The 21,198-nt window shown below is 64.8% G+C and carries 11 protein-coding genes; 2 read left to right on the top strand and 9 right to left on the bottom strand.

Annotation, left to right across the window (positions count from 1 at the left end):
* Positions 1–34: 34 nt before the first annotated feature.
* From VKM35_RS10875 to VKM35_RS10855, 5 genes are all read right to left on the bottom strand, one after another.
* The gene (locus tag VKM35_RS10875; RefSeq protein WP_324321042.1) at positions 35–2,143 is read right to left on the bottom strand and encodes a hypothetical protein; all 2,109 of its coding nucleotides are present in this window, start codon (positions 2,141–2,143) and stop codon (positions 35–37) included.
* 17 nt (positions 2,144–2,160) lie between these two features.
* Entirely contained in the window at positions 2,161–7,476 is a 5,316-nt protein-coding gene (locus VKM35_RS10870; protein ID WP_324321041.1) for a hypothetical protein, read from the bottom strand.
* 150 nt (positions 7,477–7,626) lie between these two features.
* Positions 7,627–8,847: a hypothetical protein gene (locus VKM35_RS10865; protein WP_324321040.1), complete on the bottom strand. Its 1,221-nt coding sequence runs from the start codon at positions 8,845–8,847 to the stop codon at positions 7,627–7,629.
* Positions 8,848–9,056: 209 nt separating this feature from the next.
* Complete coding sequence (locus VKM35_RS10860; RefSeq protein ID WP_324321039.1) at positions 9,057–9,557, bottom strand: hypothetical protein; 501 nt, start codon at positions 9,555–9,557, stop codon at positions 9,057–9,059.
* Positions 9,558–9,568: 11 nt separating this feature from the next.
* Positions 9,569–10,603: a hypothetical protein gene (locus VKM35_RS10855; protein ID WP_324321038.1), complete on the bottom strand. Its 1,035-nt coding sequence runs from the start codon at positions 10,601–10,603 to the stop codon at positions 9,569–9,571.
* A gap of 572 nt (positions 10,604–11,175) precedes the next feature.
* Between VKM35_RS10855 and mnmG the strand changes: the two genes are divergently transcribed.
* On the top strand, positions 11,176–13,056 hold the full coding sequence (gene mnmG / locus VKM35_RS10850) for a tRNA uridine-5-carboxymethylaminomethyl(34) synthesis enzyme MnmG (RefSeq protein ID WP_324321037.1): 1,881 nt from the start codon (positions 11,176–11,178) through the stop codon (positions 13,054–13,056).
* 29 nt (positions 13,057–13,085) lie between these two features.
* On the opposite strand, the gene VKM35_RS10845 is transcribed toward mnmG, so the two are convergent.
* Positions 13,086–13,469 (bottom strand): hypothetical protein, encoded by a 384-nt coding sequence (locus tag VKM35_RS10845; RefSeq protein ID WP_324321036.1) that lies wholly within the window; start codon positions 13,467–13,469, stop codon positions 13,086–13,088.
* Complete coding sequence (locus VKM35_RS10840) at positions 13,466–13,990, bottom strand: RNA polymerase sigma factor (protein WP_324321035.1); 525 nt, start codon at positions 13,988–13,990, stop codon at positions 13,466–13,468. Before VKM35_RS10840 ends, VKM35_RS10845 begins: the two co-directional genes overlap by 4 nt.
* Before the next feature lie 252 nt (positions 13,991–14,242).
* Here VKM35_RS10840 and VKM35_RS10835 point away from each other — a divergent pair, with 252 nt between their 5' ends.
* Complete coding sequence (locus VKM35_RS10835; protein WP_324321034.1) at positions 14,243–16,078, top strand: autotransporter domain-containing protein; 1,836 nt, start codon at positions 14,243–14,245, stop codon at positions 16,076–16,078.
* Positions 16,079–16,247: 169 nt separating this feature from the next.
* Here VKM35_RS10835 and VKM35_RS10830 read toward each other — a convergent pair whose 3' ends face one another.
* Complete coding sequence (locus VKM35_RS10830; RefSeq protein WP_324321033.1) at positions 16,248–19,964, bottom strand: translocation/assembly module TamB domain-containing protein; 3,717 nt, start codon at positions 19,962–19,964, stop codon at positions 16,248–16,250.
* On the bottom strand, positions 19,961–21,198 hold a 1,238-nt coding region (locus VKM35_RS10825; protein ID WP_324321032.1), incomplete at its 5' end, for an autotransporter assembly complex family protein. The genes VKM35_RS10825 and VKM35_RS10830, both read right to left, overlap by 4 nt.

Here is a 21,198-nt window from a genome sequence, read left to right as displayed (position 1 = left end):
TCGTCGGCTCAGCAGCGAATTCCGCGCCGGACCGCTACTTGATCCGCACCTGGAACCCGATCGCGATGTTCGGCGAGGGCGCGCCCAGCGGCGCATCGGCGGCCATCGCGCCGGTCAGCGTGAAGCGGACGTGGGTCACCGCCGGATCGAAGGTGCCGTTGGGCACGTAGGTCCAGCTGACGCCGCCGTTGTTGGAGAAATCCACGCAGTCGGTGAGGTTGCCCAGCGCGGTGAACGGGCAGGTCAGGCCGGTAGCTTCGGTGCCGGTGCTGGTGACAAAACTGTAGGGCGCACCGCCGGAGAAATTGCCGGTGAACAATTCGGTGTTCGCCGGAACCGGATCGACGATCACCATCGTGTTGTTGTCGACCGTGCCCGAGCCCGAGTTGGTGATGGTGATGGTGTAGCGCTCGAACGCGCCGGGAATGTTCTTGGGATTGACCGCGCCGTTGAACGGATCGCTGATCACCGCGACCGTCTTGAGATTGGTCAGCAGCGGCGTGTTGACGGTGAAGTTGATCTCGTCGACGTTGTAGAAATTCGCCTGGCTGAAAGGCGCGTTGGCCTGTGCGGGAATATGCACGAGGCCGGCAGTCGCGCCGATCGTGCTGGTCGAGGCATCGCGCGCATAAACGCGCAGCAACCAATTTGCGCCCGAAGGTGCGCCAGCCGGAATCGTGTAGGTCGGACTCGCCGGCGTCAGGCCGTTGTTCGACCAGATCGCATCGTTGGCGGTGACGTCGCCATGCGTACCGTCGTTGTAGAGAATGATGCCGGTCGCGACCAGCGTGCCGACGTTGTCGAAAACATCGGCAGTGACCGGATTTCCCGCCGCGGTCGGCTGCGCATCGACCTGCGCGGTGATCGACAGCTTCTGCCCGCCGGTGAACGTCGCCGCCGCCGCCGGCAAGGTGATGTTGGTGCCGAAGGCTTGCGGCGTGCCGAGCGTGGCGGTGACGACGGACCATTCGACGTCGTCGACGTGGTACCAACTGCGATACTGGGCGTCGTTGGTGAAGGTGCGGATTCGCAGCGTCACCGTCTGTCCAGCCCAAGCGGCGAGGCTTTGCGTCACGGTGAACCAAGGCTCGCTGTTGCAGCCCACCGTCATGCCGTTCTGGTGGACGGCGGTGGTGGTGCAGTCGAAGCCGTTGTACTGGCCATAGCCGGAGCGGGCATTGGTTGCCGTCTGCAAAGCAAAGTTGGGACTGAATGGCTTGGTGACGTAGTTGGCTGCCGTCGGACCGACGACTTCCGTCGTGGTGGCGCCAACGACCTCGATCCGGATGAAATCGAAGGTGGTGGCAGCATTCGCGGAGCTGTCCCAGCCCTCCGGACGCCAACGCAGAGTCAGATTGCCCGGCGTCGTCGCGGGGACCACGAACGTTCTGGTCAGGGTGGTGCCCGGATTACTTCCGTTGGGTTGAGCGCCCGTGCGTTCGCCCAGCAGATACGAATTGGCACCGGTGAGCGGCGTGCCGTCCGTGGTCCGTGTCTGTCCGCTGGAGGCATCGGTGATGCTCGGATTTTCGCTGGCGCGGACCTCGGCGTTCTGAGCGCCGCTGATCACCCGCGTTGCCCAACCCTCTGGCACCGTCGTCGTGCCATTGGCATCGGATTCGAAGTTGCCGTTGATCGCGACCTGCGGATTCGCCGGTTTGGCGCCGTTGGCGGTGATGTCGAAATACAGATAGTAGGTAACCGCGCCGGCGTCCTGCAGGATGAAGCGAACTTCGCCGCGCGAGTTGCCGGTCGCGTCGGTTGCGCCGGCGAAAACGGTGTCGGTGTATTCCTGATTGGTCGCCAACGCACCGGTGCTGCGCACGACGCGCGGCGAGTTGATGTCGAAGGTGCCGTTGATGCCCAGCGCGGTGAGTTGCGCGGCGAAATCGACGTCGAACTTGACGGTGCTGTTGACCGTCGCGCCTGCGGGCACGCTGATCGGGATGCGGTAATGCCAATCGGGCGTGGTGTTGACCGCGTTCTGGTCGTACCAGACCGGCGCCGCACGCAGATCCGCCTTCGCCACCGGCACGCCGAAGCTCGCGAAGATCGTCAGCAGCATCATGCCGATCAGCGCGCGCGAACCCTGCCCGCGCAACCAGCGGAAACGGTGCATGAAGCGCGGCGCGAGAGTGGACATGGACGTGACGGGCTCCCTCATGGCTTGCTGCGGACAGGTTGCGATGTGTGCTGGTCGAACTTCAGCAGATCCTGGTCGAAGCGGATGCGGATCGCGAGATAGGCGCCTTTCACGCGGGATTCGGCGCCGCTGAAATCGGCATCGTCGAAGCCCAGGAAGTTGTAGCCGACCGCGAGCCAGGTGTTGCCGCCCAACTTGTAACCCAGCGAGGCGCCGACGCCAAAATTGCGTACGCCCGGGCCCCAGGAATGCAGCATCGAGGCATGTGCGCCAACATCCCAGCGCGCGCCGAGATCATGCCGCACTTCCAGACCCATCAGGTCGGTGTAGCCGCTGTAGTCGCTGCCGTCGATGCTGTCGAACACGTACTTGGCGCCGTACTGCAGCGCGACCTGCGTGTGCAGACCCGGCATCCAGTTGAGGTTGGTGTTGTTGACCAGCTTGCGCGCCTTGAGATTGCCGATCGCGTCCTGGCTGGATTCGTCGATGTAGTCGAAACGGTTGAGCCAGGTCCAGGCGCTCGCGGATTGGCGGCTGGCATAGGAGAAGCGCGCGTCAAGCTTGTGCGACTGGCCGGTGTCGTTGCTGGTGTCGAGATAAAGCAGGCCGGCGGCGAGTACGCGGCCGTCGTCGAGCGTGCGCTGCGCGCCGAGCAGGAAGTCGAGTTTGTCGCCGATATCCGAGACGCGCTTCTCGATGCGCGCATTCGCCGACCAAGCCTGGTTGTTGTAGTTCAGGCCGGCGCTGACCGCGGTGTAGTCACCTTCAACGCTGCCCGAGGTCGGCGCGAGGTTGGTACTGAACGGCACCGCCGTGCCCGACAGCGTCTGCGAACGATCGATCGCGATATCGGTGCGCCAGTGCTGGTTGATTTCCCAGCGCTGCACCAGGCCGAGATTCGCAAAAACACGGCCGCCATCGAGCGAAGACTGGTCGCCCAGCGAAGCTTCCACTTCACCGCCTTTCCATGGCCGCGTGCGCAAGCCCAGGCGGGTCATGCTGGTCTGCAGCTTGTCGCCACGCGCGAACTCCTGCTCGGCGAGCAGGGTCGTGCGGTCGCTGAGCGCGTAATCGACGCCCAGAGTGAGGCGATCGGGGAAGCCGGTGTTGTCGTTCTGTGCGCCCACGCCGATCTCGGCGCCGGCGCGCAACGTGATCTTCTTGTTCGGCATCTCGTAGGCGAGACCAGCGAGCAGTTGTTCGGTGGTGCGGGCATCGCCGCTGCCATCGGTGTCGCGGGCATAACGCGCACCGTAGTAGCCAGTGAGTTTGTCGAACTTCTGGTCAGCGCGGATCTCGGCGACATCGCGCTGCACGTCCGAGCCCAGCAATTGCTGGCGATAGACCTGGCCTTGCAGCGTCAAGTCGTCGGAAATACGCGCGCGTGCTTCGACGCCCATCTTGCGCGTGCCGCTTTCGCCGCCCGCCTGCTGGCCAAGACCGAAACCCGCATCCTGCTGGCGGATATAGGCCTTGGCGTCGAGCTTCTCGTCGTGGCGCGTCAGCTCGACTTTCCAGGCATCGCCTTCGAGACGCTCGGTCGCGTCGTGACGATTGCTCTGCGCGTATTCGGCAACCAGCTTGGTCTTGTCGTCGAGTTGCACGATGGCATCGAGGCCATGCAGGTTGCCGGTCGCGCCTTTCGTGCCTTCGTGGATCATGGTCGCGCCGATCTCGACGTTTTCGGTCGGACGGAAATTCGCGCGGCCGCCCCAGGTCAGCGTCTCGTGGCGGGAATCGCCGGCTTCGTATTCGGCGACGATGTAGATCGGATTGAAATCGACATCGCGCGTGAGCACTGGCGATTTGAAGAACAAGGTGCCGTTGAGCACGTCGATGTCGTAGTCGAGGTAGCGCGTCAGCACCTGGGTCTTGAGGATGTTCTGCGACTGGAAGCGATCGCGCGTCTCGATGCGGATCTTGTCGCTGCCTTCGACGATGTCGCGCCGCGACAGGCGATAAAGTCCCGAGGTGCCGTCGCCGGGGATCTCGTCCTTGACGTAGGCCTGCGCGGTCATCGTCGCGAACGCGTTGTAGCCGAACTTCTCGCCGCGGTATTCCGACTTCAGGCCGTTGACGGTGCGGCTGTAGCGCGAGAACTCCGTGACCGTCAGGCCGGTGTCGAAATCGCCGAACAGCGCATAGAACTGCTTGCGCTCGATCTTCAGGTACAGCTTGCGCTGGCTGGCAGCATCGAAATACGGCTGGGTGGAATCGCCGTACAGCGTGTAATAGCGGTTCGGATCGATCGCCTGGCCAAGCGTCGCACCACCATCGCCACGGCGTTTGGCCGAGTCGTAGGCGATCGTCAGCAGCGTGTCGCCCTTGATCGTGCCCTTGGCGTAGAAGGCGACACGGTTGCCGTCGAACAACTGCTCGTCGTCGCCGGTGCTGGCGAAAGCGTCGTGGTTGCCGGAAATGTTCTTGGCGCCGATCACGCCCTCGGCGAAACCGACCAGGATCCAGTCGCGCTGGCCCGGCACCAGCCAGGCGCGCACTTCCTGGACATCGCGGCGTTCGTTGAAGTTGAACTTGAGAATGGCCTCGCCCGACTGCGTGGTCGGCGCAAGTTCGATCAGCGCGACGCCGTCCTGGCCAATTTCAAAACGCGCGTGGTCGCCGACCTTGCCGCCCAATGGGTCACGGCGGATCGCATCGAGCTGGTTCGCCGACTGGTACGGCGAGTTGATATCGAACTCGCCGCTCATGCCGCGACGCGCCGGCTGGCCGTTCTTGTCGAGGAAGCGCATCGCGATCACCGGGCGGGTCTTGCCATCGGCGACCAGACGCGAGAGCTCGGGCACGAACACCGCGCTGGCGATGTCGGTGGAATAGCTGATGTGTCGCGTCTGCCGCAGCACTTCCTTGCCGCTGGCATCGACCACGGACACGTCCAGCGTGTTGTCGCCTTCCTTGACCGGCACACCGCGCCAGAGCGACAGGCTGACCGTGCCGGCAGCGTTGCTCTGCGCGCCGTCGTAATTGAGCGCGCTGACCTTTTCGCCGTTCACACGCACGCTGACGGTATCCGTCGGCGCGTGCTTGATCGCGATCTTGATTGCCGGCAGCGCCGGCTTGAACGAAGCCTGCGGATGCAGCCATTCGGCGCCCGGCGTCGCCGCGGCGAGCCAGTCCTTGTCGTAGGGCAGTTGTTCGACGAGATTCTGGTGGCCATCGTCAACCGCTGCCGCAGCAACCGTTGTCGATGCTGCGACGAGCATCGGTGCCGACGCTTCCACGGCGTCGGTCCTGGCATCGGCGTCGGCGGTGACGGCCGGAATGCTGGTCGCAGCCTTGTCGGCGCCGAGCACACGCACCACCGAGGAAATTTTCGCGGGCGCGTTCTCCGGTGCGGTGATCGTTGCCTGCAGCTGCGCCGTCCAGCCGGCGTTCTGCGCGGGCAGGCGCAGGACCAGCACGCCGTCGCTTTCTTCCGCATCGATCGCACTGCCGTTGAGGCGCACGCTGCCTGCGACCAGATGTGCCTGTGCCGGCAGCATCAGCGTCGCGGATGCATTGGCGATGGCGGCGTCGCCTTTGAGCTGCAGCTGCAGCGCGACCTGGCCGGCGTCGCGCGTCGCGCGCAGTTGCTGGCTGACCTTGCCGGCGTCGGCAACTTTCTTGCGCAGATGGAAATCGACGCGCCACAAACTACCGCCGCGCAGGTTGACGAATTGCGCGTGACCCTTGTCGGCGCTGCGGGAATTGCCGCCGCAGGTTTCCAGTTCGACATCGGCGGGCAGCGATTCCAGATCGAGCTGCACGACGTGCGTGCCCGGCCGGATGTTTTCGGCGTGCCAGCGGCCGTGTTCGTCGGTAAGGATGTAGGTGCCGTCTTCGAGCACGATGCGCGCGTTGGCGAGACCGTTGCGATCATCGCCGCGGGCGTCGCAGGCATCGAAACTCACGCGGCCTTCGAGGATCGCGCGCGAACGCATCAGATCTTCGACCACGTTGACGCTGGCGCGCGCGGTGTTGGAAATTCCACCCGCTGCCGCCGCGATGTTTTCGGCCTTGCCCGTCGGTGCGCCGGCGGTGACGACAGCGACATATTTCAGCGTGACCGAAGCGCTGCCCGGAATGCTGCCGAGATCGAAGGTGAGCGTGCGGCCATCGGCGGAGATCACCGGATCGGCCAGCACCACACCATCGCGACGCGCTGAGCCCGGCTGATAACGGAAGCCGCGCGGCAGGTAATCGACGATATGCACGCCGGCGCTGGGCGCCGAACCGGTGTTGTTGATCACCAGCATGTACGGCACGTATTCGCCGATGCCGACGCTGGTCTTCGCCGCAGTCTTGGTGATCTGCAATTCGCCGCCGCCGGCATCCATCGGCAGATCGATCACCACCGCCGGTCCCGGCGTCAGCGTGAAGCTGCCGCCGTACGACGCGCCGCTACCGGGCGCACCGACGATGCTGTGGCTGCCGGGGATGCTCGCACCCGGCACCGTCGACGGCGCGACGTAGCCGGCCGGCGGCGTGATCACCAGACGATAATTTCCTGGCGGCACGAGTGGGAAGCGGAAGCCACCGGGGGTGATCACTGCATCGCAAACCGTCGGCGAACCCGAAGTCACCGGCTGCGGCAACACCGTGGTGAGATCGTCGCAGAGCACGGTCGCGGGCAGGCCGGTGGCGATGTCGATGATCGTCACGCTGGCGCCGTTGACCGGCAGGCCGGTGGCGGAATCGATCACGGTGCCAAACGGATCGACCAAAGCGTTCGCGCTCACCGTCGTGGTGGCGTCGAGCGGATCGGTGTAGCTGCTGGTGATGATCTGGTTGCTGGCCACGCTCAACTGGCAATTGCCCACGGCGGCCGGCGCAGCGGTCGACATCAGATAACCAACGAAAACACCGGTGGAAATGCCGGTTTCCGAGAGCGTGAGGGTTTCGCTGTCGCCGGTGGGCGCGGTGACGGTGACGGTGATCGTGTCGATCGCCGCCGCGTTGACGTTGTGGTCGAAATCGGTGACGCGGATGAACACCGGCTCGCCCTTGCGATACACGGTGGCCGGCGCGAGATTGATCGCGCCCGGCACAGTCAGTGTGGCCGCCGGCGGGAACGGATAATTCGGCGATGGCAGCGGGCCGCCATTGCATTGCGTGGCGTTGACCTGCACCGCGCTGCCACCACCGGCGGCCGCGTACTGTAGGAATTCGATCGTCGCCGGCGTGCGCGCCGCCGTGGTCACCGTTACCGAACCGCTGGTGCTGATCGGCGTGCCGGCGATCTGGTAGCTCGCGGTGGCGGTGTTGGTGACCGGCGTGTTCGGCGGCGTCGCCGACCACGCGGTCAGCGGCAGCAGAACGAGGGAGGCAACGAGCACCGCTTTGCTCTGTGCACGGATCGCGCGCAGAGCAAAGCGGGCTGGCACGGAGGCCAGCCAGCTGCAAACAGCCTCTCCCGCACGGCGAACCGTGCGGGAGGGGGAACCACTTGGCGGAAGACGATCCGTCACGGTTTCAGTCGCGTTCGCTTACTGCACGAACGTGTTGAAGTAGACCGTGATGAAGTTGCCCGCAGCCAGGCTACCCGCCGGCAACAACACCGCCGGCGCCGCGAGGGTGCCGTAGTTGATGGTGATGTTCTGACCGGCAATGGTCGCGCCAGCGGTCGTCGCCTGACCCGCAATACCCGGAGCTGCGTAGGTGGTCGCACCGACGCCGGTAACCGCACCGAAGCCCGAGGCCGACAGCGAAGCACCGCCTGCGTTGGTGCAGGTGGTTGCCGGCGGAGCGCCAGCGCCGCTGATCAGCTTGGTGTCGAACGCCAACGCGGCGTTCAAGGTGTCGGTAACCGTCGCCAGCGTCGCCGCAGCGGCACCAGTGTTGCGGATCGTGATCGCCCACTGCACCGCCGCGCCCGGGATGTTCTTCGGGTTGGTGTTGCCGTTGAACGGATCGCAGATCGGCGTCACCACCTTGGACACGCTCAGAGTCGCGGAAACGACCTTGTACGCATCACGCGCCGAGCCCTTGCCATCGCGCACCGCATCGTCGGTACCGGCGATATCGGCAAACACCACATCCACGCCAGCCGTATCGGCACCGGCGGTCTGGGTCACAGCCGCACCCTGCGAAGCCGCCGTACCACCCACCGCCGTCGTCGCGGTCAGGCTGACCACTGCGTAGTCGTTGTTGACCTGCGTGGCCGGGATGTTGCAGACCACGAATACGGTCTTGGACGCATCCGGGATCAGTTCGTCGATAAAGGTGCCGGTGGCGTCATCGGCCAGGCCGTTGTTGTTGGCGTCGACCATGAAGTTGCAGCCGGTGCCGTCGAAGTTGTCGGTGTTGGCGAACAGCACCGTACCGGACGCCAGGTTGGCCGTGCTCAACGCGTAATCCTGCACGGTGTTGCCGAGGTTGTTGACGGTGAACGTGGTGACCTGGGTCAACGCGCCCGGAACGACGCTGGTGAACGTGCTGTTGCCTTCAACGACGGTCACATTGACCTTGTTGTCGACCAGGAACGTCGTCGCGGTGCCGGCACCGGTGGTGTTACCAGCCGCCGAAGAACCAATCGCGGTCTGCGCGACGCCACCGACGCTGTAGTTCAGCGTCGCCAGGTTGCCGATGGTGGTGTTGGACAGCGTGCCTGCGGCAGCTGCGTATTGGCTGAAGCCCAACAGCAGGCCGGCCGCGGCGAGCGCGGTCAGCTTCAGCTGTGGAGACTTGTTGGAGGTAGTGCGTTTCATGAGTGTGTCCTCGATTGAATGAAGTAGCGAAAAGCGGAAACAGGTGATTGCTGCAGGTTGTTTGTCAGGGAGGGCCGGCAGCGCGGGGTGGCCCGCGGCCGGCCTTGGGAGGTCGGAACCAGGGTGGATGCGTCATCGACGCATGCTGAAGTCGACGCGGCCAAAGGCCGGCCTGGCTTTGCGAAAGAAGGGGGTTCATGGCGGCGCGCTCAGTTGATCCGCGCGTGGAAGCCGACGCTGCCGGTCTTGCCGACGGCGAGCGCGCCCTGATAGACCCAGCGGATATGCGTGTAGTCCGCCGGAAGCGCAGCGCGCAGCGCGCCGTCCGCGCCTTTGACTTTCAGCGCGCCTGGCGCTGCAAAGGTCTTGCCGCCATCGACGGAGAACGTGATGACGGAATTTTCTCCGAACGCGCTGCCGGCAACGTAGGTCGTGTTGTTGGGCAACGGATTGGTGACCGCGATGTCGCCGACCGGCTTGCTGATCAGGTTGCGGAACGTGGTCGTGTAGATCACTTCATCGCCGGGCACGGCCTTCTTCACCGGCTGGCGCTTGCTGACCTGCTTGCCATTTTCGGTGACGGTCACGTCCTGCTCGGCGATGCTCTTGAGTTCGACCGCGCCGGCCGGCGGTGCGGCGAAGGCGACCGAATGCAAGCTGGCCAGCAAGAGGGCGGCGAAAATTGCGGGGATGAACGACTTGGCTTTCATGGCAACTCCTTTCAGTTGAGCGTGGCGCGAAAATCGACAGTGACGGTGGCAGGCGCTGGCGTGCTGCCCAGCGAAACGGAAACGGTGTTGGCGGAAAACTGTGCGTTGTCGGCGTCGGCGGCATCGGTGCGCGCGGCGCCGTTGACGAGAATGGAATTGGTGACGTAGGTGACTTCCGCCGGCAATGGATCGGTGATCACGAGGTTGTCGGCGGTGCCGGCGCCGGACAGCGTCATCAGCACGCGGTAGGTGATGGTCGCGCCCGGCTCAAGACTGTTGCCGCCATGCGTATCGACGATCGACAACACCGTCTTGGTGACGATCACCGACAGCCCGCCAACCACGTACGTGCCGACCGCCCGCGCCTGCGCATTGCCGGCGCCGACCACGGCGACCGCGATTCTTTTCCCGCCCGCGATCGCCGGCGACGATGCGGCCGACAACGAGGTTCCGGGCGGCGAGCCGGCCGCACCCGGCGTCAGCGACGCGACATCCAGACGCACCGAACCGGTGTTGCCATTGGCGAGTGCGCTCGGCGTGTTGCTGACGACGTAGATGATCTGCGCGGCATCGGGCGCGAGATTCGGATCGTTGCTGCCGGGCACGTACAGCGTGTCGGCATTCGCGCCGCTCGCCTGGAAGCCAGGCGCGAGACCGCTTTCGAGAAAGATCGCGCCGGATGTGCCGTTGGTGGGGTCGTAGTTGTCGCCGGCGACGGCGTTGTTGCGCGTGAGCCCAAACGCCTCGTCGCCGTTGCCGGTATTGGTGAGCAGGAAAGTCAGTGCATCGTCGACATCGGGCGTGCTGACCGCGACGGCGGAACCGTCCTGCCAAGTCAGAGTGAGTTCGATCAGTTCGTCGACGACCAGCGTGGCCGGCGCACTGGTGACAGGCGCAGCGGGCACACCGGCGACGCTGTAGTCGAGGGTCGCGGTGTTATCGATCACGGTACCGGCGACGGTGCCGGTAGCGAATGCCGGGGCGGCGAACAAGGCCGTCGCCAGCACCAACCAGCGCCAGTTGCGGGAGGTCGTCAGGCGGGCCATGCCGGGCCTCCCCTGCAATCTGCGCCCGGTGCCACGCGCAGGAGGCTTGCAAGGGAAACCCGCATAAACGACATCGACGCGGCGACTGAAATGCAGCCGCCAAAAAACGGGCGCGACGGAGCCTGACGGGGCGCCCGGCGCGTACATTTGGGATGTCTGGCGGAAAAATTCAGCATGTGAAACAGATCTCAACGCGGAATCTGTTCTAATAAGCAACTATCGTGCCGTTGTAATAATCTAATATTTTCAATAACTTAACGACACGTCTTGATGTGATAACGGTCACAATATACCCGCGTTCTGGCCGTCGAGTGTGATGGCCAGCAGGATATTCCGGCCTTCCTGCCGACCCCCACTCAAGTTGCATGAACCGGCCGGAATCCAGAATGGCGTACATTTCGCCAAATTTGGTCACTTTCGTCGGGGTTTTGGGACCGGCTGGCAGCGCGCGGCCGGTGGGGTCCGGGCGCCGTGATAGCCAATGAATACGCGGCTAGGGCAGTACCACTAACCGGGATCGCTGTGCCGCGCTTTGGCAGGGGGCGGACCCGGCCGGAAACAAGGCAATGGAAATGACAAAACAGAACCAATTTGACGTGATCGTGATCGGCGGCGGGCATGCCGGAACGGAAGCCGCCCTCGCCTCCGCACGCGGCGGCGCACGCACGCTGCTGCTCACGCACAGCATCGAAACCGTCGGGCAGATGAGCTGCAATCCGGCGATCGGCGGTATCGGCAAAGGTCATCTGGTCAAGGAAATCGACGCCCTCGGCGGCGCGATGGCGCAGGCCGCCGACCGCGCCGGCATCCAGTGGCGCACGCTCAACGCCTCGAAAGGCCCGGCGGTGCGCGCGACGCGCGCGCAGGCCGACCGCGTGCTGTACAAGGCCGCGATCCGCTGTCTGGTCGAGAACCAGGCGAATCTCTCGCTGTTCCAGCAGGCGGTCGACGACATCGTCATCGAAAACGGCCGCGTGCATGGCGTGATAACGCAATCGGGTTTGCGCTTCGATGCGCGCGCGGTGGTGCTGACTGCGGGAACGTTTCTGGCCGGGAAAATCCACGTCGGCCTGAGCAATTACGCCGGCGGCCGCGCCGGCGATCCGCCCGCAACGACGCTGGCGCAGCGCCTGCGCGAAGGTCCGTTCGTCGTCGATCGCCTGAAGACCGGCACGCCGCCGCGCATCGACGCACGCACGATCGATTTCACCGGCCTGGCCGAACAACCCGGCGATGCGCCGATTCCGACTTTCAGCTTCATGGGCACGGGCAACGAACATCCCCGCCAGGTCTCTTGCTGGATCACGCACACTTCCGAACGCACGCACGACATCATCCGTGGCGCGCTCGATCGCTCGCCGATGTATTCGGGTGTGATCGAGGGAATTGGCCCGCGCTATTGCCCCTCGATCGAAGACAAGGTGGTGCGTTTCGCCGACAAGACTTCGCACCAGATCTTCATCGAGCCCGAAGGCCTGGACACTTACGAAATCTATCCAAACGGCATCTCGACGTCGTTGCCGTTCGACGTGCAGCAGGCACTCGTGCAGTCGATCAAGGGCTTTGAAAACGCGCACATCACCCGCCCCGGCTACGCGATCGAATACGATTATTTCGACCCGCGCGGACTGAAGGCGTCGCTGGAGACAAAAGGCGTGGAAGGCCTGTTTTTTGCCGGTCAAATCAATGGCACGACCGGCTATGAAGAGGCAGCGGCGCAGGGGCTTGTCGCCGGCCTGAACGCCGCGCGTTTTACGCAATCGCGCCAGCCGTGGGCGCCGCGCCGCGACGAGGCCTACATCGGTGTATTGATCGACGACCTGATCACCCACGGCACGACCGAGCCGTATCGGATGTTCACTTCACGCGCCGAATACCGTCTGCAATTGCGCGAGGACAACGCCGATGCGCGACTCACGCCGACCGCGCGCGAACTCGGGATCATCGACGAAAAACGCTGGGCTGCATTCTCGATCAAGACCGAAGCGGTCGCAGGCGAAAACGCGCGTCTGGCGGCGCTCTGGGCAGCGCCAAACAACGCGCTTGGTCGCGAAGTCGAAGAGCACACCGGCGTCGTACTGACGCGGGAAACGACGGTGCTTGACCTGATCAAGCGCCCGGAATTCGATTACGAAAAACTCATGGCGCTGCCCTCGCTGGGGCCGGGCGTGAGCGACGGAAAAGTCGCCGAACAGGTCGAGATCGGCGTGAAATATTCCGGCTATCTCGAGCGCCAACGCGACGATATCGCCCGCCAGAAGAAGCACGAAGACACGCGTTTTCCAGCGGGTTTCAGCTTCACCGGTATTCCCGGCCTGTCGGCGGAACTGCAGGGAAAACTGACCTCGGTACAGCCGGAAACCCTCGGTCAAGCGCAGCGTATTCCGGGCATGACGCCGGCCGCGCTGTCGCTGCTACTGGTGCATCTGAGCAAGCGTCGCCGCGTGGCCTGAGCGGCACGCGGCGCGCCGATGGATTGGCATCAGCACAATGTCTGCCGGCGCTTCACCGCCAGGAAATAGCGCGCCCAGAACACCGCTGCGCAGACCGCCAGGCCAACGATCATGCCTGGCTGGTCGGCGAGCAGAAAACGAAAATGCGTGCCGTCGGTGGCGAAGCTGAAAGGCAGCAGCGTGAAGGTGATCGCGAGCGCTTTTTCCCAACTCGCGCGGCCGAGTTCACGCCGCGTCCGGCCCAGTGCGCGCAGCTCCAGACCCGGATCGGGCGTGGGCATCAGCGCGGCGAATTTCGCGATCTGCGGATGCGCGTCGAGATAACTTTCCACCAGCGCGCGGCTTTCGGCACTGGCTTGGCCACTGCGCACGCTGGGCAGCAGATCAAGGATGACGTTTTCATGCACGGTCATGACGGGCTCCCGGAATTGAGGGTGGAAGGTGAAGTGATGAAGGCGGCGAGTTGGCGTCGGGCGCGATGCAGACGCACGCGAACGTGACCCGGCTCAAGCCCTAGCGCATCGGCGATTTCCTGATTGCTCATGCCATGCACGCCGCAGAGCAGCAGCACCTGCCGATCGGGCTCACGCAAGGACGCCAAACCGGCGCTGGCATGGGCGAGACGCTGGCGTAGTTCGGCGCGTTGCTCCGGTCCCGGGTCCGCGTCAATCGCGCCGTCGATCTGTTCCTCGTCGCCGGTCAATTCAAGCAACGGTCGTCGCTGTCGGGATGCGACCAGATTGCGCACGATCGCGTACAGATAGCTGCGCACCGTCGCCTGCTCGATACGGCTGTTGCTGGCGAAGGCGCGGGCGAAGGTTTCTGCAGTCAGATCCTCGGCCTCGCCGCGTTCGCCGCTGAGCACCCAGGCCAGGCGGAAAACCGCCTCGGCATGCTGTCGATAGAGTTCGCTGAAGCTCAGTGCCTGTTCCATGACACCCAATACGCGCGGGCTCGAAAAACGTTACGGCGGGGGGCGCTGACCAGATGGGCCGGACGATCGCTCCATGCCCTGTGGTATGGCTCCGGCCTTTGTATTAATGTGTTCTTTACATCCGACGGCTCAAGTACCGTCGGAGTGGGCCGCGAAAGGCTAGGGGAGGGGAGGCGGACCGGGTTGCCCGGCGCCGCATCAGCACCGTAGCGCGACCGGTCGAACTGCCCACCCGTCTCCAGGAGTCACCTCATGCCCCGCATCCATCAACTGGCCGGCGCCCTCGCTCTTGCCCTCGCTGGCGCCAGCGTCGCCCAAGCCCAGGAATTCACCGGCGTCGTCACGTTCGGTGACAGCCTTTCCGACGCCGGCAACATCGCCCAGCTGTCGGCTCTGCCAGCCGGCAACAGTTTCACCACCAATCCCGATCCGGTCGCCGCGCAGATCATCGCCGCCGCATTCGGTTACAACCAGACCAATTCGCTCGCCGGCGGCAGCAACTACGCTTACGGCGGCGCCTGCGCCAACGTCTCCGGCCCCTGCATCAATCCGGGCGCACCGCGCCTGGGCCAGCAGCTGGCGCAATACCTCACCCCGCGCGGCGGCCGTGCCGATGGCAATGCGCTGTACACCGTGTGGATGGGCGCCAATGACATCTTCGCCAACCTCGGCGGCGGCGTCTGGACCACCCAGGCGCAGATCCAGGCCGGCACCGCCGGCGTCGCCACGTCGGTGATCACCAACGTGCTGACCCTGCAGGCCGCGGGCGCGAATTACATCGTGGTGTTCAACCTGCCCGATCTTGGCGCGACGCCGCAGTTCGTCGCTGCCGGTCCCACCGCTGCGGGCGCCGCGAGCTTCGCCTCGGTCAGCTACAACGCCGCATTGAACCAGGGCCTGAGCCTGACCCGCGTCGGCATCATTCCGATCAATACCTATGCATTGGTCAGCGAAGTGATGGCCAACCCGACCCTCTATGGCTTCACCAATGTCAGCAACCCGGCCTGCACCGTGCCCAGCTCGGTCGCCTGCAGCACGGCCACGCTGGTGGCACCGAATGCGAACAACACCTATCTGTTCGCCGATGGCGTGCATCCGACGGGAGCCGGCCATGCAACGCTGGCCAGCGTCGTGATCGCCACGATCGAAGCGCCCGGCCAGGTCTCGCTTGCCGGCGAAGTGCCGCTGCAGGTTTATGAAGACCACAGCAGCGTCATCAACAACAAGATCTTCCACCTGCGCGGTACCGAGCGTCCGGACGGCGATACCTTCGGTTACGCCAATCTGCAGATCGGCAGCCAGAACTACGACCGCACCAGCAATTCACCGGAAACCGACAGCAATCTCGCCACGATCACCGCTGGCGCCGATTTCCGCTACAGCGATTCGGTGAACTTCGGCGGCGCGATCAGCGTCGCGCGTTCCAACGGTGATTTCGGTGCCGGCTCGCTCGACGGCACGGAAGTGCTGGCCTCGGTCTACGCCACCAAGACCTTCGGCAATGGCTACATCGACGGCATCGTCTCGGGCGGCAGCAACGGCCTCGATATCGGTCGCGACATCGTCCTGCACACCACCACCCGCCACGAAACTGGCAACACCGATGCCCGTCACCTTGCCCTCGAATTCGGCGGCGGCTACGACTTCGGCACCGGCGACCTGCATCACGGCGTGTTCGCCAATGCCGTCTGGCAGAAAGTGTCGGTGAAGAGCTATGCGGAAGAAGGCGGCGACAGCACCGCGATGAACTTCGGCGGTTTCGATCGTGACTCGCTGGTCTGGCGCGTCGGCTATCAGATCGAAGGCGCGGCCAACATGGGCAGCCACAAGATCACCCCGTACGGCCGCCTGGCCTACGCCGGCGAAACCAAGAACGACGCCACCAGCGTGCTCGCCGGTTCGAATTCGATGAACGGCCACTTCCAGCTCGACGGCATCGCGCCGTCGAACAACTGGGTGGAAGCCGACCTCGGTTTCGACATGCAGATCAACGAGCACTCGCAGGCGTTCTTCGCCTACCGCGGCCACCTCGGCGACGACACCCAGCACCGCAACTCGATCAACGTCGGCGTCAGCATGACGTTCTGATCGTTACGCAACCGCCGCAACAAGAGCGCCGCCTTCGGGCGGCGTTCTTGTTGGTGTCACCGGAAAGCCGACGCGCGTATCAGCGCCGCCGGTGCAAACATCGGCAAACGCTTGCCATGCCGCATTCGCGCGCAATCCCGCGAGACGAATGCGTGCCAGCACGGCACCATCATTTTTCCTTGCGCCAGTTGAGCGAAGCTGCCGATTCCGTACCCGATTCAAGCTGCAGGTTGAAGCCGCGCCGGATCAGGTATTTGAGCGTGATCACCTGGCCGGTGCCGATCAACGAAATGCCGTAGCTGAGGAACAGTTTCGGTGAGATGCGCTTGCCGATCGACAGCGTCGCACCGCCCAGCGCCTGCGATTCGGCGATGCCGGCCTGGTCGAGGCCGAGCTTCGCGCCGAGTTGCTGCGCGATCAGATTGCCGCCCGCGCCCAAGGCCATCGCGCTCGCACTCAAGCTGCGCGCTTCGTCGCCGTTGGTCGAAGTCAGCGGCCGGCCAAACACCAGCCACGACAGCGCCTCGGTCGGCTGCATCGCCGGCGACGAGGTCACCGCCGTTTCCGGCGCCAACGCCGTCCCGCGCACACGCACGCCGACGGTGATGTTTTCGATCACGCGCTCGGCGCGGATATCGAGCACTGGATTGTCGTAGGCGGCGTTGACGTAAGTCAGCCGGCCCTGGCGGATCTGCAGCGCTTGACCATACGCGGTGTACTTGCCGCGCACGTCCAGCGTGCCGTTGGCGATCGGCGCGCGCCCGGGTTGATCGCGCAGGCGCAGCGCGCCGCCGATGCGGCCGTCGAGCCCGAAGCCTTTCAATCGCACCTGATCGCCAAGGCGCACCTCGACATCGGTATCGACCAGGAACGTGCCAACGCCGGCGGGATCGCGTGGATCGAGCACCACCACGTCGGGCGACGCCGACAGACTGCTGTCGAGACGCTCGAGATCTACGCGCGCTGACGGCACCGTGACGACGCCGCGCAATTGCAGCACGTCATGACCATAGGCGAGATCGAGATCGGGACTGATCACTGCCTCGAAATTGCTCGTGTCGGCGGCGGTGATGTTGTCGCCGTGCAGACGCAGCTGCAGCGGCTTTTCCTTGTTGCCGAGATCGAGCAGACCGTCGGCGAGCAAACGACCCGCGCCCGACGTCACTTGGCCGCTGATCCGCGTCTGGCCGCTGGCATCGCCGCGCAAGAGGATTTCGCCCTCATGCAATTTGACGCCGAGACCGGGCAGTTCGCCGACGAACGCACTCAATTTCGCCTGCCCGCTGAGCGTCGGCGCCGCGACGCGCCCACCGATCAGGAGGTGCCCGTCGATGCGTCCTTTTGGATTGGCCAGGTCGACGGAAAACAACTCCAGCCAATCGAGACGGTTGATGTCCAGCGTCAGCTCGCCAGCGAGCGTCGCGTCGCCGCGCAAGCCTGTGTGCAATTCGCCGGAGATGCTGCCCTTCTCCGGCAGTTGCGCCGCGAGTTTCACGCCGAGGCTTTCGCCCTGCAGCTGCGCGTCAAGATGCAGGTCGGAATAACTCACCACTTCGCGCGGCGACGTTGGATCCAGACGCAGTCCGCCCTCGGCCGAACGCAATGCCAACGTGCCACCCCAGGCGCCGGCGCGACGTGCGAAGTGACCCTCGAGCGCAGCTTCGCCAAACGGCTTGAGCGTTGGGTCGGCGAGCAGCGGCGCGAGCAGAGCCAGCGGCAGATGCTCACCGGTCAACGCGGCCTGTTCGCCGTTCGCCTGCAAGCACAGATTTCCTCCAGGCGCGGTCGCCTGCAGGCAGGCGCGATCGAGACGGAGACTGCCGGCCGCATAACGATATTTCGCGGGCGCCGACAGCGACCACACCGGTCCGACCTTCGGCGCCAGACGCAACGACTGGATTTGCCCCTGCCTGTTTTCGCCGGCGCCATTCGCGCTGCCGTCGAAGCCAAGCCGGCCGATATCGCCAGCGATGTCGCCACGCGCATGCAGTGCCGACACGCTGCCGGTGAGCGTAACGGCGAGCGTGTCGAAATTCTCGCCGGCCAGCGTCAGCTTGTTCGCGCTCAATTGCAGATGGCCATCGCGGCCGCTCGCCGGCAACCTGCCCTGCGCGCGGAACGTCGCGCTGGCGAGACCGGCCCAATGCAATTCATCGCCTTGCAGGTCGACGACATAGCCCGGCGCGGAACGCGCGCCATTGATCTCGATGTGACCACGCACACGACCACTGGCATCGGCAAAAACATCGGCGAGATCGAGCGGTGCGAAATTCGCCTGCACGTCGACGCGATCGCCGATGCGGCCGCTGGCATCGACACGACTGTTGCCGATGCCCAGGCGAATCTCGCCGTCGCCGGCGCTGCCATCCCAATGCAGGCGCGCCCGTCCGGCCAGCGCGCGCTGCCGCAGACTGCCGCTGAGATCGTCGACGCGCAGATCGCCCTGCCAGCGATCATCGCCGCGTTGCTCGCCGTTTGCCATCAGCTTGCCGGTAAGCGCACCGGGATAGTCGGGGAAAAAATAGCCGGGATCGAAGCCCGCAAGCGTTGCATTCAAATTCGCAGCGAGGCGCGGCTGCCAGCGCAGCTCGCCTTTGCCCTGCAACACGCCGGTCGGCGATTTCGCGAGCAGGGAATCGAGTTTCAATTGCTGCGCATCGCCATGACCGGCAAGTGTCAAGGTGGCCTTGTCGCGACCACGGGAGAATCCGGCGTCACCCTTGAGCGTCCAGTCGCGCAGGAGTCCGGCGATCTGCGCATCACCGTGTGCCAGCACCGGCAGCGAACCGACAGTGCCGGCCTGCGGATCGAGGCGCAGTGCCGTGCTGCCGACGCGCAGATCGAAGCGCGGATTTTCGCCTTCCAGCGCCAGCGTTCCGGCGACACGCACGCGCCCCTGCACGAGATCGACGAGCAACGGATCGAGCGTGATCACGCCGGCGTCGAGGCGCAGACGCGATGGCGCGATCGCCATGGTGAGCTCGCCGCGTTTGATCCGGCCCTGCAGCTGCGCGTCGCCACTCTGGCCGGTCGCCTGCAGATCGAAGGAAAGCGGTTGATCTGCGGGCAGGCCGAAGGATTCCAGCAACAGGCGTTCGCTTTTCCCCTCGAAGGACCAGTGCGGCGTACTGCTGCCGTCCTTGAGCGCGAGGCGCAGCGTCAACGGCTCCGGCGCGTTGGCGTCGAGCGCGAGACGGAAATCGTCGAGATCGCCGCTGGCCTTGAGCACCGCACGCGTGGGCGACCCACCCACGACCGTCAGCAACGCGTCGCCAGCGAGTTGCGTGCGGAAATGATCGCGCGGTGCATAGGTGCCGGTCAGATGCAGGCTGCCGCGATCGCTGGCGAGATCGAGATGATCGAGGTCGAGCGCGCCGACGCCCACGCTACCAGCGGCATCGACGCTATCGATATGAATCAGCGACTGCCCGGCGCGCGATACCTGCAGATCATTTAGCGAGAGTTTCGTCACTGTCACGGTGAGCGGCAGGTCGAGCTTCGGCAATATGTCCGGCCAACGCGGCAGTTCGAACGGCTTGTCGTTTTTCGGCAGCGACAACTGCGCGTGCTCGAGTTCCAGTGAATGGATGTCGAGCCGACGCGACAGCAACGGCCAGAGCCCGTGATCGATGCGTAGGCGCGCGGCGTCGAAACGCAGATCGCCGTCCACGTAATGGAGGCCGCGGATTTCCAGCGGTCCGGCCAAGGTGCCGTCGATATGCTCCCAGCGCAGCGTCGCGCCGGCTGGCAATACCGTGTTGACGCGTAACAGCAGCCAGTCGCGGCCGCTGTCGCTGCGCAGCAGCCAGCCGCCGGTGGCGATGGCGATCAGCAACGGGATCAGCGCGAGCGCAAACAGCCAGCGGATGACACGCCAGGCCTTCACAGGTCCGGCCCGATCACGAGATGCAGGCGCAGGGTTTGTCGATCGTCCTGATCGCCGCGCGCGATGTCCAGACGCACCGGGCCGACCGGCGAACGCCAGCGCAGGCCGGCGCCGATCGCGAACGCTGCCTGAAATTTTTTATCGTAGGCATCGCCGGCATCGGCGAAGACCGCCATGCCCCAGGTCGGCGTGAACATGTGTTCGAACTCGACGCTGGCGACCGCGAGGTGTTTGCCGCCGACCACCGGATTGATCAACGTGCGACCGTCGCGCTCGATCACCACGTTGCCGAAATGTTGGCCGATTTCCTTGTAGCCGAAGCCGCGCACGCTCTTGTCGCCGCCGGCATAGAAACGTTGCGACGGTGGCAGCAGATCGAAATCGCCACTGGCGATGCTGCCCAATTCACCGCGCAGCAGAAGGCGATTGTCGGCGCCGAACGCGCGGATGTAGCGGCCCTCGACGCGCGCCTGCAGGAAGTCGACATCCGAGCCGAGCGCGCGGCTGCCGCCACGCACTTCCACAGTCAGGCCTTTGGCGTGGCGCGGATAGACGGGGTCGTCGGCTTCTTTCCATTGCGCCCACAACGAGGGATACACCAGCGTGGAATACCCGTAGGTGCCGAACAATACGTTCGCGACCTCATCGTAACGCTCGCGCTTGAAGGTCACGCCGGCGAGCAGGTTCCAGTTGTGCCAGCGGCCGCTGCGCGTGGCCGAGAGTTCGACGTATTCGGTCTTGCTGTCCTCGATCTGCTCCGAACGCGCGCTGGCGCTGATCGCATACCAGCCGTCCAGCCACTTGAAGGCGGGAATGCGGTACTGCGCGGTCGCGTCGCTCTTGTTCTGCGCGAGATTGATGTCGATCAGCGCTTTGTGCCCGCGCCGATTCATCCAGCGCCGTTCGGCTCGTGCCGACACGCCCGCGCCGCTGTCGGTGCCGTAGCGCAACCCGGCGCTGTAGATGCTGCGCTTGGCCGGCGCAAGCGCGATCTTGATCGGCACTTGGCCGTCGCGCGCCTTGCCGGGCTCGGGCGTGACGCTGACGGCATTGAAATAGTCGAGATCGACCAGGCTCTGTTGCAGGCGCAACAGCCGGGCCTGATCGTAGGGCTCGCCAATTTTCCACGGCACGAGTTTATCGAGCAGGCCGGGCTCGAACTGCTGGCCTTCGAATGTGGCTGCGCCGAGACGGTAGCGATCGCCGCTGCGCCACGCCAGCGCGATGTCGGCAG

This window comes from Arenimonas sp. (assembly GCF_035312645.1).
Taxonomy (GTDB): Bacteria; Pseudomonadota; Gammaproteobacteria; order Xanthomonadales; family Xanthomonadaceae; genus Arenimonas.
The sequence above is the reverse complement of the archived record's forward strand: the minus strand, read 5'-3'. Positions and strand labels throughout refer to the sequence as shown.